General features: G+C 71.1%; 11 protein-coding genes. 4 read left to right on the forward strand and 7 right to left on the reverse strand.

The annotated features are described in order from the left end of the window. Nucleotides 1–9: 9 nt before the first annotated feature. Nucleotides 10–882 carry an LLM class F420-dependent oxidoreductase gene (locus tag KBX34_RS07890; RefSeq protein ID WP_088948646.1) on the reverse strand — a complete coding sequence of 291 codons (873 nt, stop codon included), beginning with the start codon at nucleotides 880–882 and terminating at the stop codon, nucleotides 10–12. Nucleotides 883–1,031: 149 nt separating this feature from the next. On the opposite strand from KBX34_RS07890, the gene KBX34_RS07895 reads away from it, so the two are divergent. The 3 genes from KBX34_RS07895 to KBX34_RS07905 are packed head-to-tail and all read left to right on the forward strand — an operon-like array spanning nucleotide 1,032 to nucleotide 4,266. Then, entirely contained in the window at nucleotides 1,032–2,111 is a 1,080-nt protein-coding gene (locus KBX34_RS07895; protein WP_307871352.1) for an acyltransferase, read from the forward strand. Then, nucleotides 2,108–3,250, forward strand: coding sequence for an alanine racemase (gene alr, locus KBX34_RS07900; protein WP_210790168.1), 1,143 nt, complete (start codon nucleotides 2,108–2,110; stop codon nucleotides 3,248–3,250). Before KBX34_RS07895 ends, alr begins: the two co-directional genes overlap by 4 nt. Then, nucleotides 3,247–4,266: a D-alanine--D-alanine ligase family protein gene (locus KBX34_RS07905; protein ID WP_210790170.1), complete on the forward strand. Its 1,020-nt coding sequence runs from the start codon at nucleotides 3,247–3,249 to the stop codon at nucleotides 4,264–4,266. The genes alr and KBX34_RS07905 overlap by 4 nt, the downstream gene beginning before the upstream one ends. Before the next feature lie 18 nt (nucleotides 4,267–4,284). Here KBX34_RS07905 and KBX34_RS07910 read toward each other — a convergent pair whose 3' ends face one another. Genes KBX34_RS07910 through KBX34_RS07925 form a run of 4 tightly spaced genes read right to left on the reverse strand, consistent with a single transcriptional unit; the run spans nucleotide 4,285 to nucleotide 7,937 of the window. Continuing rightward, on the reverse strand, nucleotides 4,285–4,788 hold the full coding sequence (locus KBX34_RS07910; RefSeq protein ID WP_307871353.1) for a hypothetical protein: 504 nt from the start codon (nucleotides 4,786–4,788) through the stop codon (nucleotides 4,285–4,287). Beyond that, nucleotides 4,785–6,245, reverse strand: coding sequence for a HAMP domain-containing sensor histidine kinase (locus KBX34_RS07915; RefSeq protein ID WP_210790173.1), 1,461 nt, complete (start codon nucleotides 6,243–6,245; stop codon nucleotides 4,785–4,787). The genes KBX34_RS07910 and KBX34_RS07915 overlap by 4 nt, the downstream gene beginning before the upstream one ends. Next, complete coding sequence (locus KBX34_RS07920; RefSeq protein ID WP_088948651.1) at nucleotides 6,242–6,937, reverse strand: response regulator transcription factor; 696 nt, start codon at nucleotides 6,935–6,937, stop codon at nucleotides 6,242–6,244. Before KBX34_RS07920 ends, KBX34_RS07915 begins: the two co-directional genes overlap by 4 nt. A gap of 16 nt (nucleotides 6,938–6,953) precedes the next feature. Next, nucleotides 6,954–7,937, reverse strand: a complete 984-nt coding sequence (locus tag KBX34_RS07925) for a phosphatase PAP2 family protein (protein ID WP_210790176.1) — start codon at nucleotides 7,935–7,937, stop codon at nucleotides 6,954–6,956. 268 nt (nucleotides 7,938–8,205) lie between these two features. Between KBX34_RS07925 and KBX34_RS07930 the strand changes: the two genes are divergently transcribed. Beyond that, entirely contained in the window at nucleotides 8,206–8,712 is a 507-nt protein-coding gene (locus tag KBX34_RS07930) for a winged helix-turn-helix domain-containing protein (protein ID WP_141909820.1), read from the forward strand. A 42-nt stretch (nucleotides 8,713–8,754) separates the two neighbouring features. Here KBX34_RS07930 and KBX34_RS07935 read toward each other — a convergent pair whose 3' ends face one another. Beyond that, the gene (locus KBX34_RS07935; RefSeq protein ID WP_210790178.1) at nucleotides 8,755–9,855 is read right to left on the reverse strand and encodes a low specificity L-threonine aldolase; all 1,101 of its coding nucleotides are present in this window, start codon (nucleotides 9,853–9,855) and stop codon (nucleotides 8,755–8,757) included. Between the two features lie 148 nt (nucleotides 9,856–10,003). Continuing rightward, the gene (locus tag KBX34_RS07940; RefSeq protein ID WP_247671584.1) at nucleotides 10,004–14,329 is read right to left on the reverse strand and encodes a S8 family serine peptidase; all 4,326 of its coding nucleotides are present in this window, start codon (nucleotides 14,327–14,329) and stop codon (nucleotides 10,004–10,006) included. Nucleotides 14,330–14,377 lie beyond the last annotated feature (48 nt).

Consider the following 14,377-nt stretch of genomic DNA (forward strand, 5'->3'; position numbering starts at 1 on the left):
CAGCGGGGATCAGCCGATGTCGGCCAACCGTGGCAGCACCTCGTCGCCGAGCCGCTGGGCGAACTCCACCGGGTGCCGATCCGGCGTGACCTGCACCTCGGTGACCCCGAGCGCGGCGTAGGCAGACACCTCGGCCAGGAACCCGTCGGTGTCGTCCAGTGGCGACCGGTCGGCGACCACCGTCTTCTCGATGGTGTCGTAGTCGCGGCCCTCGGTGGCACAGTGCCCGCGCAGGACATCCAGTTTGCGCGCGACGTCGTCGGTGCCGCCGCGACCGAACAGGTTGCAGGCGTCGGCGTACCGGGCCACCAGCAGGAGGGTCTTCTTCTCGCCCCCGCCACCGATCATGATGGGCGGGTGCGGTCGGCTCAACGGCTGCGGCGAGTTGATGGTCTCGGCGAGCTGGTAGTGCTGTCCGTTGAACGGGCCGTCGTCGGCGCTCCACATCTGCAGGCAGATGCGCAGCGTCTCCTCCAGCCGCTCGAACCGCTCGGCCACCGGAACGACCGGCACGCCGAGCCCGAGCTGCTCCCGCTCGTACCAGGACGCGCCGATGCCGAGGCGGGCCCGGCCGCCGGACAGCACGTCGAGGGTCGACACGGTCTTGGCGAGCAACCCCGGGTAGCGGTACATCACACCGGTGACCAGCACACCCAGCGTCATCCGCTGCGTCTTCGCCGCGACGTAGCCCAGCGTGGTGTACGCCTCCAGCATCGGCTCCTCGGCCGCGAACACCGCGTCCATCTGGAAGAAGTGGTCCATCACAGTGAACGACGCGACACCGGCCTGCTCGGCGGTGGTCGCCGCCTCCGCCAGGGTGGGTGCGATCGCGGCCGGGTCGGCCGGGGTGGAGTAGTTCCAGTAGTGCAGCCCGAGCTTCATGTTCGGCACCTCCGCAACGAGCCTAGTGCTCCTCGGCGTCACCGGCATGCGGCTCGGGGACCCCGCCGACCCGGCCCGCGCGACGTCCATTACCGGTTCATGACAATTCGTGGATCACCTGCGGATATCCGGCTGGCAGCTTCTGCTGGGTGATCCAACAGCTGTCTCCCACCAATCCCAGGCCCGCGGGACTGTCACAGCGGGCGGAGTGGGCCGACGCCGCGAAGGGCGCCTGCATCATTCTCGTCGTCCTGTGGCACGTCGTCGTCAAGGACTACCTGCAGATCGACTGGCACATCGGCGTACCGGTGCCGGGCCTGTGGGGCACGTTGGGTGAGCAGTTCCTGCCGCTGCGGATGCCGTTGTTCTTCACCATCTCCGGCGTCTTCGCGGCGAACGCCGCCCAGCGGCCCTGGCGGGTCGTCGCCCGCAGCCGGATCGCCGGGTTCCTCTACCTGTACGCCGTCTGGCTGCTGATCCACACCGCCATCCTCACCGCTGCCCCGCAGCTGCCGACCGACCGCGCCACCTCTGCCCTCGGCCTGCTGGAGCAGCTCACCATCACGCCGTCCAACCTCTGGTACCTGTACGCCCTGGCGGTGTACTTCACGATCGCCAAGGTGACCCGCCGGGCGCCCCGGGCGCTGGTGCTCGTACCCGCCGCTCTGCTGTCCGCCGTCGCCGCCGCCGGCCTGCTCGACACCCCGGGCAACCGCGCCGGTCTCTACCAGAACCTGGTCTTCTTCCTGGCCGGCCTGTACCTGCGGCCGCAGATCCAGCAGTGGGCCGCCACCGCCAGCCGGCGTCGGCTCGCGCTGACCTCCGGCGCCTATGTCCTCGCGCTCGCCGCGATGGCGGTGGCCGGCGCCCAGCAGTGGTTCGGCGTATGGATTGCCGTCTCGGTGGTGGCGGTCGCCTTCGGTGTGACCGCCGCCGCCCGACTGGCTCACTGGCCGGCGATCAGCAGACCGCTGGCTGGGCTCGGCCGCATCACCCTGCCGATCTACGTCGTCCACATGCCGGTTCTGGCCGTACTGCACCGGCTGTTGCTCGTACCGGTTTCCGGCCTGGGTGGGTCCGCTCAGGGCCTGCTCGTGCTCGGATATCCGATTCTGCTGACCGGTCTGGTGATCGGCCTGAGCCTGGCCGTCCACCGCGGGCTCCTGGCGCTTCGCGCGGGGTGGCTGTTCGCGCTGCCCGGGCCGCGACGGGTGGAGGTGGCCGGATGAGCGCCCTGGCCGAGGCGCTGGTCGACCTGGACGCGGTCGCCAGCAACGTGCGGGCCATCACGTCGGTCACCGGCACCAGCCTGATGGCGGTGGTGAAGGCGGACGGGTTCGGTCACGGCGCGGTGCGGGTGGCCCGTGCCGCGCTCCGCGCCGGCGCCACCTGGCTTGGGGTGACCTCGGTGACCGAGGCGCTGGCCCTGCGCGACGCGGGTGTGACAGCACCCACGTTGAGCTGGCTGCACGGGCCGAACGACGACTTCGGTACCTTGATCAAGAGTGGTGTCGACGTCGGTGTGTCGACGACGACGCACCTGCACGCCGTCGCCGACGCGGTCCACCTGCTCGGCGTGCCGGCGATGGTGCAGCTCAAGGCGGACACCGGCCTGTCCCGCAACGGAGCCGCCGGGGACGACTGGCCCGAGTTGGTCGCCTGGGCCCGCAAGTACGAACGGGAGGGCGGGATCCGGGTGCGCGGCGTGTGGTCCCACCTCGTCGACGCGGACCTGCCCGGCGCTCCCGAGTTGAGCCGACAGGTGGCCACCTTCGAGGAGGCCCTGCGGATCGCGCGGTCGGCCGGTCTCGAACCCGATCTCGTCCACCTGGCCAACTCGGCGGCCGCGCTGTCGGCGCCCCGGACCCGCTTCGACCTCTGCCGGATCGGGATCGCGTTGTACGGAGTCGACCCGTTCGGCGCCACCGGCCCGGGCGAGTTCGGCCTGCACGCCGCGATGACCCTGCGCACGAGCGTGATCAACGTCAAACGGGTGCCCACGGGCACGGGCGTCTCCTACGGGCCGGAACACGTGACCGGGGCGCCGACCACGCTGGCGCTGCTGCCGCTCGGTTACGCCGACGGGCTGCCCCGGGCCGCCGGAGGCCGCGCCGAGGTGTGGCTCGGCGGCCGGCGGTGCCCGATCGTCGGGCGCATCGCCATGGACCAGTGCGTGGTCGACGTCGGCGACCTTCCCGTGGCGATCGGCGACCCGGTCGTGGTGTTCGGTCCCGCCGAGGGTGACCAGAGCCCACCGACGGTCGTCGAGTGGGCCCGCTGGGCGGGCACCAACCCGCACGAGATCTTGACCGGCATCGGGGCCCGGGTGGCCCGCGACCACCTCCACGGAAGGGCACGGACCTCATGACGATCCGACTGGCAGTGCTGTACGGCGGGCAGAGCGGCGAGCACGACGTGTCCTGCCGCTCGGCGGCCAGCATCCTCGCCAACCTGGACCGGAAGCGGTACCAGGTCACCGAGGTGCTCATCGACCGCGACGGCGGGTGGCATGTCGGGGGACGCCCGACGCCGCTGCCTGCGGCGCTGCGTGTCCTGCGCGCCCAGGATGTGGTGTTCCCGGCCCTGCACGGCCCGTACGGCGAGGACGGCACAGTGGCGTCGCTGCTGGAATGGCTCGGCGTGCCGTACGTCGGCAACGGTGTCTTCGCCAGTGCCGCCGGAATGGACAAGGGTGTCACCAAGCGGCTGCTCGCCGCGGAGGGCCTGCGGGTCAGCCCGGGAGTGACACTGCGGCCGGGCGAGGAGCTGTCGCCCGACGACCGGCAACGACTGGACCTGCCGGTCTTCGTCAAGCCGGCTCGCGCCGGGTCCAGCCTGGGCGTCGTCAAGGTGGACGACTGGGCGGGAGTTCCCGCCGCTCTGGAACTGGCCCGACAGGTCGACCCGAAGGTGCTCATCGAGCAGGGGGCCCGGGGGCGGGAGATCGACGTGGCGGTCCTCCAACACCCGGACGGCCGGGTGCAGGCCGGCCCACCGCTGGAGATCCGGGTGACCGGTGCCGGTTTCTTCGACTACGACGCGAAGTACGACGGTGGGGCGGTCTTCGAGATCCCCGCCCCGCTCGACGCGGCCACCACCGAGGTGCTCCAGGACCGCGCGATCCGCGCCTTCCAGGCCCTCGACTGTCGCGGCCTGCTGCGGGTCGACTTCTTCCTGCCCGCCGAGGGGTCGTCGGAGCCCATCGTGAACGAGGTCAACACGTTCCCCGGTTTCACCGCCGCGTCGCAGTTCCCACAGATCTGGCAGAAGGCCGGCATCGGGTTCGCCGCCCTGATCGACATCCTGATCTCCGGCGCGCTGGTCGACCGGGATCGGACCAGCCACAGTGGGTTGCCCCGGCCACGAGCGGCCAACCTGGTCTGAGGCGGTGGCCGTGCCCGCTCACCTGATCGGGCACGGCCGGGGCGGTCGGGCGCCGTCGGACCCGACGATGGTGACCGGGGCGGAGCTGTCCGCGAAACCGTCCTGCTGGGCGGCGTCGACGACAGTGCAGATGATCTGGTCGGCCGCGTCGGCCGACAAGGTCCGCACGGCGGTGGTCGTGCGGACCGTGAGACCACCGGCCGGATCGGCCCCCGACGTCACAGTGACCGGGTCGAGCCCGGCCGGAACGTCGCTGGTGAAACCCTGGCGCCGCTCGTTCTCCTCCGGACCGGCGGCGAGCAGGGCGAGCGTGTCGGCGGGCGACGAGTCCACCTTCACCGGGCGCAGGACGAGCACGAGTTCGCCCCGCGCGAGCAGGTAGAGCCCCGTGCCCTGCGCCGGGCCGCTGACCGCCGGGCGACCCCTGATGACCTCGCTGGGCCGTACCCCACAACCAGGCGCGAGCAGCGCGAGCAGCAGTCCACCGGCGAGCAGCGCGCGGCCCGTCCGCCGGCCGGTCACCGGGCACCTCCGGTGTCCGCCGTGTCCCGGGGCAGGCGAAGCGTGAACACCGCGCCTCCGCCGGCGCCGTTGGCCGCGACGAGGCTCCCCCGCCACTCGCCGTGGCGGTGCAGGCGGGCGTTCTCCCAGGAGATGGCGAGGCCGAGGCCGCTTCCCTCGGAGCGGGTCCGCGCGGTGTCGGCCTTGTAGAAGCGGTCGAAGACGTGCGGCAGCACCTCCGGGTCCAGCCCCGGCCCCTCGTCGGTCACCTCGATCGTGATCCAGTCCCGGTCGGCGTCCAGGCGTACGGACACCGGCTCGGCACCGTGCCGGAAGGCGTTGCCGACCAGGTTGGCGACGATGACGTCGAGCCGACGGGGGTCGATTCGGGCCACCACTCCGGGTGGCAGCTCGGTTCGCACCCGGTCCAGCCAGCCCCGGATCCGCAGGGTCGCGGTCACCGCCGCGGCCACGTCCACGTCGTCCAGGGCGAGCCGAGCGGTGCCGGAGTCGAACCTGCTGACCTCGATGAGGTCGTTGACCAGCTGGGTGAGGTTCTGCGTCTCCTGGCTGACCAGCCGGGCGGCCCGCCCCGCGTCCCCGGGCAGGTGGTCCGCCTCCTCGTCCAGCACGTCGGTGACCGCCGTCATCGCGGCCAACGGCGTACGGAGCTCGTGCGAGACGTCGGCCACGAATCGGCGGGCGTCGGACTCCATCCGCCGCAGCTCACCGACCTGCCGCTCCAGCGTGCCCGCGGTGTCGTTGAAGGTGCGCGCCACGTCCGCCAGCTCGTCGGCTCCCCGAACCGCCAGCCGGGTGCTCAGATCGCCCTCACCGAGGCGGCGCGCCGCCCGGCCGAGGTCGCGGACGGGTCGCAGCACGCCGCGGGCGGACAGCAGGGCCAGCAGGACGGCGAGGATCAGGGACAGGCCGCCCGTCATCCACGCCCGGTTGGCGAGGCGGTCGATGCTCTGCTGCTCGGGCGCGAGGTTGCGCACCGAGTAGACCTCCAGCCCGGAGGCCCGGGACGTGCCGTCGGGCCGGTCGAGCTCCAGCTGGGTGCCGATGAGCAGCCAGGGCTGCCCGTCGAGCGAGACACGTTGCCAGGCGATCCTGCCGTCGCCGACCTCCTGCCGCAGCTCGGGGGTGAGCGGGTCGGCGAAATCGGAGCCGCCCCGCGACCGCATGTCCCGGTAGACGACCACCGCGAAGCCCTCCCGGTCGGAGAGACGCTGGGCCAACAGGTCCAGATCGCCCTGGGTCGGCGGAAGCTGGGCGATCGGGTAGATCTTGGTGATCTGGTCGGTCAGCGACATCACCGCGGCGTCCTGCGCCTGTTGGAGGATGACGGTCCGGGCCTGGAAGTAGCTGCCGCTGGCCACGACCGCCGTCGTGGTCACGCCCAGCAACGCGAACGCCAGGAGCAGCCGGACCCGCAGGCCCGAGACTCGGGCGCCGACCCAGCGCCACGGTGTCACAGCGGCCCGAACCGGTATCCGAAGCCGCGCACGGTCTGGATGAAGACCGGTGCCGACGAGTCAGCCTCGATCTTGGCGCGTACCCGCTGGACGCAGGCGTCCACGAGCCGCGAGTCACCGAGATAGCCGTGTTCCCACACCGCCTCCAGCAGTTGCTGGCGGCTGAGCACCTGACCTGGGGTGTGTGAGAGCTCCAGGAGCAGGCGCAGCTCCGTCGGGGCGAGGCTGACCGGCGCCCCGTCCTTGCTGACCACCAGCGCGGCCCGGTCGATGGTCAGCGCGCCGTGCTGTTCCAGGCCGGCCCGCTCGCCACCGGCACGCCGCGACTCGCCACCGGTCCGCCGGAGCACCGCGCGGATGCGTGCCTCCAGCACCCGGGCCTGCACGGGCTTGACCACGTAGTCGTCGGCGCCGGCCTCCAGGCCCGCCACCACGTCCATGTCGTCGTTGCGGGCGGTCAGCATGATGATCGGCAGGTCGCCGAGCTGCCGGATCCGGCGGCAGACCTCGAAGCCGTCCATGCCGGGCAGCATGAGATCGAGGACGACGACGTCGGCCGAGGTGGTGCGCAGCCGCTCCAGGCCCTGCTCCCCCGTCCCCACGGCGTGCACCGTGTGGCCCTGTCGCGTGAGCGCCAGCTGAAGCCCGTCGCGCACCGTCTGGTGGTCTTCGATCAGCAGGACCTGGGACATGTCGTCAAGTATCCCATCATGAGATCTTTTGGGGTTCGGCCACTGGTTGCGGTGGCCCGCCACGGCGCGCGGAGAGCGGGACCGCGAAATCGGCCGAACGCACCAGGAACACCACCGAACCCACCAGGAACACCGTGGACGCGCCGGCCGCCACGATGGCGACGAGCGCCCCACGCTGCACCGACGCGGCCAGGCCGGGCACGCCGACCACCAGTGCCCAGACCAGCACGACCAGCGCGAGCGCCGCCTCGGCCAACCTGCGCCACAGACCGCCACCGTCGGGCCCGCCGACCCTGTCGTGGTCGCCACGCCAACCGGCCAGCAAGGCCGCGGCCAGGCAGAACAACGCCACACCCAGCAGTAAGCCGCCGAGCGCGTCACTGAACCGGTGCCAGCCCGCGATCATCGTGGCCGCCGCGATCACCGAGACACCTGCCGCGCCCGGCACCACGAGCCAGCGTCGGGCCCACCCGGGCAGGACCAGCATGAACGCCAGCAGCAGTGTCGTCGCCGCCGCGACGTGGCCGCTGGGGAAGCTGTTGTGGGTGGTCGAACTCTCGACCTGGAGGTCCGGGCGGGGCAACGCCGACTTCACCGCACCGGCCACCACCACCGCGCAGAGGACCATGCCCACGCCGACGATGCCCGCCACCAGCCGGCGGCGGAGCACACCCACCAGCAGCATCGCGCCGAGCAGGGCAGCGAGCAGTGTCGGGCTGCCGAACGTGGCCAGCACGGTCTTGGCCGGACCCACCAGGACGGTCTGCTGCTCGTACCCCCCGCCACGCTCCGCCCTCGGTAGGAGCACTCCGTCCAGCCACTGACCGGGGTACGTCCGCACGAAGACGGTGGCGGTGAGGGTCAGGGCGAGCAGACAGCACAGCGCCACCGCGAGCAGCCGGAGACCGAGAGGCGCCGCCGCGTGGGCGTGCGGCAGCGGTCGCGCCGGCTGCGGACCGGGCGTCGACCGCCCGACGGGGTACGACGATCCGATGGACATGCCGACCATGCTCGCCCCGGCAGGTCCGTACGCCGTACTCGAATTGTCTTGGTTCTGTCACAACCGCCCCCGGCGCTTCCGGAAAGCGGATCGTCGGCGGTAGGGCCGGGTGGGCCCGGACGAGGCAGCGGGATTCACATGCCTGCATGCAACGATGTTTTACCCAGCCGAGATCAGCCACCACTAGGGTCAGGACGCCGATCGATGTCTGGTCGACGGTGCAGGACATCCATCCGGAGTGAGTTGGGGAACCGGAAGGGGTTGGGGAATGCAGGAAATTCCAGTCGCCAGCCTGGTCATCGGCATCGCGTCCTCGCCGGCCGAACGCCGACACCTGGCTCGGCTGCTCGGCGGCAGTGACGCCTTTCTGATCGTCTCGAACGTCGACCAGGCCCGAGAGTTCCTCGGGGTGATCGAGGCACCTCCGGTCGCGGCCCCGCAGGCCGTCGCCGTGCTCGCCGAGGTGGCGCCCAGCCCGCAGTCGCCGCCACCGGATCTGGCCGTCGACTCCGACCGCCGGGTGCTGCGGTGGCGCGACCAGGAGATCGACCTGACCCGGTTGGAGCACGACGTCCTGCTCTGCCTGGTGCACGCGCCCGGGCAGATCTGGACCTACGAGCGTCTGCACCTCGAGGTCTGGGGCAACCGGCACCTCGGCCGTAACTCCGACATGCACTCGGTGGTCCGCCGGGTGCGCGGCAAGCTCGCGCGTCTCAACGCCGCGACGACGATCCACTCGGTACGCGGGGTCGGCTTCCGCCTCGCCCCGATCTAGGACGTCGGCGGCCCGCGGGCCCCTCGTTCATCGGCGGGAGGATCAGCGGTCCTGGACGCGGCTGAGGAAGCGTGCGCCGATCTCGGTGACGTCCTCGGTGGTCCAGTCGAGAGCGGGATCGGCGACGGTGATCTCGGTCATCGCCATGCCGGGCACGTCCGTCTCCTGCCAGCCGGCGGCGAACCACACCTTCTCGTCCTCCGCGAGCGCCAGCGCGGCGTCATCGAGCGCCTGCGCCGGATGCGGCAGGAACAGGCGGAATCTCTGGGTGTGCGGAGGCTCCGGGTACACCAACGCGCCGGGCAGGGCGGCGAGCGCCGTGGCGACGGTCCGTGCGTGTCGCACGTACTCGGGGATGCGGGGCAACTCCCGGTCGAGACCGGCGAGCGCGCTCAGGGCGGCCGGCCACTGCTGGAACACCTGACCGCCGTAGCGGTGCCGCCAGACGCGGGCGTAGGAGGCGAGCTGCTCGGTGCCCGCGAGCGCCGCGCCGCTGAGACCGCCGATCGTCTTGTAGAACGAGACGTAGGTGCTGTCGGCGAGGTCGGCGATCTCGCTGAGGGTGTGCGCCAGATAGGGGGTGGATTCCCACAGTCGGGCGCCGTCGAGGTGGAGGCGGGCGCCGATGGAGTGCGCGGCGGCGGACGCGGCGGCGAGTTCGTCCCAGGTGGGGAGGACGAAGCCGGCGTCGCGCAGCGGGAGTTCGATGACGACGCTGCTCACGGGGTCGGCGAGCGCGCTGATCTCGGCGGCGGTGGGGTTTCGGGGTTCGGTGGTCGGCCAGGTGCTGCGCAGCCCGCTCAGGTTGGCGTAGGCATGCCGTTCGTGCACCTCCAGGTGGCCGAGCGGGTGGAGAGCCACCGTCGGGTGTCCGCTGTGCTCGGCGCCGTAACGCAGCGCGACCTGCTGTGCCATCGTGCCGGTCGGGAAGAAGACGGCGGCCTCGGTGCCCAACAGCTCCGCCACGCGTTCCTCCAGCGTGGTGACCGGGCCGTCGCCGTAGAAGTCGGGCTGGCCATCCAGGTCGCCGCCCGCGGCCAGGTCGGCGAGCCGCTCACGCATGGTCGCGGGCCGGCTGCCGGACAGGATTCGGTCGCAGGCGCGCTGGGCGGCCAGCCGACGCTGCCGTGTGTTGTGGGACATCGGCGGATCTTCGCACTTCAGCGCGCGAGGACCAATCAGTTTGCCGACGGCGGGCGAGCGGTGTCGGCCCGCGACGACCCTCCGGACGCGGTCCGGCCCGCCTGGTCGGTGACCAGGCGGGCCGGAGTTGTGCGCTACCGCTCAGACGTCAGCACTTGATGGGCGCCAACCCGAAGTTCTCCACCGTCGGAGCGGCGGTGGCGATCTTCGTCTGACGGGTCTGGGGCTTCCAGCCGTCCTTGGCGACGATCATGGTGAGCGGGTTGTTGCGGCGGTCCATCCAGTAGGCGTACCTGCCCTCGGCATCGGTGGCGAAGGTGTACGACGCCGCCCACGAGTCGACCTGGACGACCGCGCCGGTGAGCGGCGAGGTCGCACCCTGGCAGCTGGTGCCGGTGACCGTACCCATGAGCTTGCCCCAGGTCTTCGGGGGGTTCGCGGTCATGGTCACCGCGACCGGTGCCACCGAGTACGGGGTGTTCTCCGAGATCCCGACCGAGCCGGAGTAGGTGCCCGGCTGGTCCACGTTCGCCGTCATTCCGACGGTGACAGTGACCTTCGCGCCCGGCGCGAGGGTGGCCGACGACTTGTCGATGGTCATCCAGCTGACGTCGGCCGCCGACTCGGCGCACCCCTCGAAGCCCGGAAGCACCTCACTGTTGGCCGCCGCGTTGAAGCTGCCGGACGAACCGCCGATCTTGTAGAAGCCGCACGCCGCACCACCGCGGTAGCGGGCCGTGTTGGCGTTCGGCAGGTTGGACCACGAGCCGGCGGCCGGGTCGAAGGCGAAGCCGGCGTTGCTGATGGCCCCACCCTGCGAGCCACCGACGACGAGCAGCTTGCCGTTGGCGACGGCGTACGAGCTGGCCCAGTTGTCGGCCGGCGCGTCGGCGATCGCCGTCCAGGTGTTGGCACCCGGGTCGAAGGCGTAGCTGGACTTCTGCGAGGCGGAACCGTCGTTGCCGCCGGTGCAGTAGAGGATGCCGTCGATCCCGCCGCAGGAGGCGAAGGCCACCGACTTCGGGTAGTTGGCCATCGTCTCCCACGTGTTCCCGGCCGGGTCGTACCGGACGACGCTGTTCGACATCGGCAGGCACTCCGCGGTGGTGCAGCCACCGACGGCGTACAGCTTGCCGTCGACGACGGCCTGACCGGCCGCGGCCCGTGGCGCCGGGTTGTCGGCCAGCTCCGTCCAGGTGTTGGCCCCCGGGTCGTACGACCAGGTGGCGGAGTCCGGGCCGGCGTCGCCCCAGCCACCGGTAGCGATGATCTTCCCGTCCGCGACACCCACGGTCAGGGCGTTGCGGGCACCCGGAAGGTCGGCGATCGCCGTCCAGGCCTGGGCGGCCGGGTCGTAGGCGTAGGCCTTCGCGGTGGAGGCGCTACCGTCGCCACCACCGAGCGAGTACACCTTGCCGTCCAGGTGCACCACCCGGTTGTCCATGATCGCGGACGGGTAGTTGGCGATGTCGGTCCACGGTGCCGCGTTCGGGCCGACCCCGGCGACGGCGGCCTTGGCGAACTTGCCGGATGCCTTGGCGGCGAACGACGTCGGGGCGTTGAGCCGCTGCTCCGGCGCGCCACTGGCCCCGAGCACCTGTTGCCTGGTGACAGTGGACCCGTCCGCGCGGAGGAGTTCGAACCCGTTGTCCCGCTCGCTGAACTTCACCTCGACCGGCGCGCCGCCGGTGTTGGTCACCGTGAACGTCTTGCTGGCCTTGCCGTTGGGCATCTGGAGCGTCGCGCTCAACTGCGTCGGCGTCACCGACAGTCGACCGGCCGCGAGCTGGAAGTTCGCCACGGTCGCCCAGTCGGCCTCGACGTCGACCTGCTTGGTCTGGCTGACGTAGTTGCCGGCGCTGGCGGTGAACGGGTGCGTGCCGGTCACCGTCGAGTAGATCCAGTAGAAGCCGTCGGCCAGCCCCGGGTCGTCCGGGGTCGCCACGGTGACGGCCTTCTCGGCGGGCCGGTCCTTGCTGGTGACGGTAGCGCCGTTGACGTAGCTGTTGTCGTTCTTGTCGCGGACGTTACCGACGACCAGACCGCCGTCGACCGGCACGCAGGTGACCTGGCTGCCGATCAGCACGTTGTCGACCTCCCACCACCACTCGTACGAGGCGTCGTAGTAGCGGAACCGCACCTGCACCTGCGCCTGGCCGGCCGCCTGCGGGATCGGGATCTCGGTCACCTTCGGTCCCCGGACGTCGGTCTCCTGCCGGAGCAGGTTGGTCCAGGTGGTGCCACCGTCGATGCTCAGATCGACGTCGGCGGTGTCGTCGGCCAGCTGGTTGAAGTCCTGGTTGAACCGGACGACCGGGGCCGTCACACCGGTCAGGTCGACCACCGGGCTGACCAGCGAGGTGTCCTGGCTGCTGCCCGCGCCGTACGCGTCGCTGTCGATCATCGCGAAGTTGCCGGTGCCGCCGGTCAGGTTGCCCCGGTCGCCGTCGTCGGTGAACTTCCAGACCTGACCGCTGCCCGCGTTGTCCACGACGGTCCAGCCGGCCGGCGTGGTCGTGCCGTCGAAGGTCTCGTACTCACCGTCCGAGCCGAACGTGTATCCGGGGGCGGTGGTGCAGGTGGTGGTGTCCACCGGCACGGCGACGTTGGCGGTGACGTTGCCGGAACCGACCACGACCTCCTTGGTGACGGTCTGGTAGCCCGGGTACTGCGACTCGTACTTCAGGGTGTACGTCTGCCCGGCCGGCAGCGAGATGCTGTAACGGCCGTTCGACGGGGTGGTGTAGTCGTAGACGCCGGACACGCCCGTGACGGTCACCTTCGCGTACAACGGCCACCCGTGGCCGGAGCCGTCGGTGACCGCGCCGGTGACGTTGACACTCGGCACCGGCGTCAACGCGACGGTAAGCGTCGTGGTCGCGCCCTTGGTGACCGTCGCCGGCTTCGTGGTGCTGGCGTAGCCGAAGGCCGCCACGGCGACCTGGTAGTCACCGATGGGCAGCTGGGTCGAGAACTTGCCGTCCGCTCCGGTGGTCAGCTCACGGGCGCTCGGGCCGGTGAGGGTGAGGGTCGCGCCGGCGATCGGGGCGCCGGTGGCCGCGTCGGTGACCGTGCCGGCCAGGGTGCCGATGTCGCCGGTCGGAGCGGCGTTGAGCAACGCGAGTGCGTCGAGCCGGCCCTCTCCGTAGACGTTGTTGTCGGCCGCGGTGCCACCGCACTGGTCGTCGGCCTTGTCGACGGCCGCGCCGTTGAGCAGCGCGCGGGTCGCGTCCACGTCACCGATGAGCGACGGGGCCGCCGAGTACAGCAGCGCGATCGCGCCCGCGAGGTGCGGCGCGGCCATCGAGGTGCCGCTGATGCTGCCGTAGGAGTTGCCGGGAATGCTCGACCGGACGTTCACACCGGGGGCCGAGATGTTGGGCTTGATCTCGCCGTTCTGCCCGGTGCCCCGGGCGGAGAAGCCGGCGATGTTGTTGTTGACGTCGTACGCGCCGGTCGAGTAGTTGCTGGCGAGGCTGCCCGGCGAGCCGCTGGTCTGGCATGCCGGTCCGCTGTTGCCGTTGGACCAGACACCGAAGATCCCGGACGCGGTCCAGGCGTTGGTCACGTCCTCCATGAAGGGCTCGTTGGACGGGTCCCGGGTGCCCCAGGAGTTGTTGATGACGTTCGGTCGCTTGCTCGCGTCCGCGTTCTGGCCGTTGAGGTCCAGTGGTTCGAGCATCCACTGACCGGATTCGATCAGAGCGGCGTCGCTGGGGCAGCAACCGTTCGCCGAGATCCACCTGACCCCGGGGGCGACACCGATCTGGTTCGCGCCGTCGGATCCGGCCATGGTGCCCATCGTGTGCGTACCGTGGCCGTCGTCGTCGCAGGGGGCGGTCGCGCAGGTGCCGGCGGCGTCGAACCAGTTGTAGTTGTGGTCGAACGTCCCGTCGCCGTTGTTGCCGCGGTAGGAGTTCACCAGCGCCGGGTGGTCGAACTGGACACCGCTGTCGATGCTCGCGATCGTGATGCCCTCGCCCTTGACGCCGTACTGGGACCAGACGTCGTCGGCGTTGATGTTGGCGACGCCCCACTCGAGGGCGTTCACGGTCTTCTCGTCGGTGCCCTTGGTGGTCTCGGGCACCTTGTAGGCAACCGGGGCGTAGAGGCCCTCGACCTCCGAGTGGCCGGCGAACCTCTGCGCCATCGCGAGCGAGCCGCTGCTCACCTTGATCGCGTTGGTGGCCCAGAAGGTCTGGTACTTCGCGCCCGAGCTGTCGAGGTCGGCCCGAATCTTGCCCTGGCTCGCCGCGGCGGTCTTGCGCAGAGCGTCCGCAACAGCGGTGCCACGCTTCGACCAGTCCTTGATGGCGCTGGCCTTGCTGAGGTCCGCCCGGTCCTTGAACCGGATCCAGAAGTCCCCTTCACTCTTGGCCTGGAGCTGCCTGGCGAGCTCCGGTCGGATCTTGTCGCCGGTCGGGGCGCCCGCCCCCATCCCGCCGCCCGGCGCGGCCTGCGCGCCCGAGCCCATGGTGGCCAAGCATGTCGCGGCGAGGATCGTCGCCGCCCCGGCGCTCAC

Source organism: Micromonospora sp. M61 (genome assembly GCF_018070245.1).
Classification (GTDB): Bacteria; Actinomycetota; Actinomycetes; order Mycobacteriales; family Micromonosporaceae; genus Micromonospora; species Micromonospora zamorensis.

Excerpts from the sequence above, each read along its gene's own strand:
- KBX34_RS07890 (WP_088948646.1), bottom strand. The coding sequence starts at position 882 with ATGAAGCTCGGGCTGCACTACTGGAACTACTCCACCCCGGCCGACCCG.
- alr (WP_210790168.1), top strand. The coding sequence starts at position 2,108 with ATGAGCGCCCTGGCCGAGGCGCTGGTCGACCTGGACGCGGTCGCCAGC.
- KBX34_RS07905 (WP_210790170.1), top strand. The coding sequence starts at position 3,247 with ATGACGATCCGACTGGCAGTGCTGTACGGCGGGCAGAGCGGCGAGCAC.
- KBX34_RS07920 (WP_088948651.1), bottom strand. The coding sequence starts at position 6,937 with ATGTCCCAGGTCCTGCTGATCGAAGACCACCAGACGGTGCGCGACGGG.
- KBX34_RS07925 (WP_210790176.1), bottom strand. The coding sequence starts at position 7,937 with ATGTCCATCGGATCGTCGTACCCCGTCGGGCGGTCGACGCCCGGTCCG.
- KBX34_RS07930 (WP_141909820.1), top strand. The coding sequence starts at position 8,206 with ATGCAGGAAATTCCAGTCGCCAGCCTGGTCATCGGCATCGCGTCCTCG.
- KBX34_RS07935 (WP_210790178.1), bottom strand. The coding sequence starts at position 9,855 with ATGTCCCACAACACACGGCAGCGTCGGCTGGCCGCCCAGCGCGCCTGC.
- KBX34_RS07940 (WP_247671584.1), bottom strand. The coding sequence starts at position 14,329 with ATGGGCTCGGGCGCGCAGGCCGCGCCGGGCGGCGGGATGGGGGCGGGC.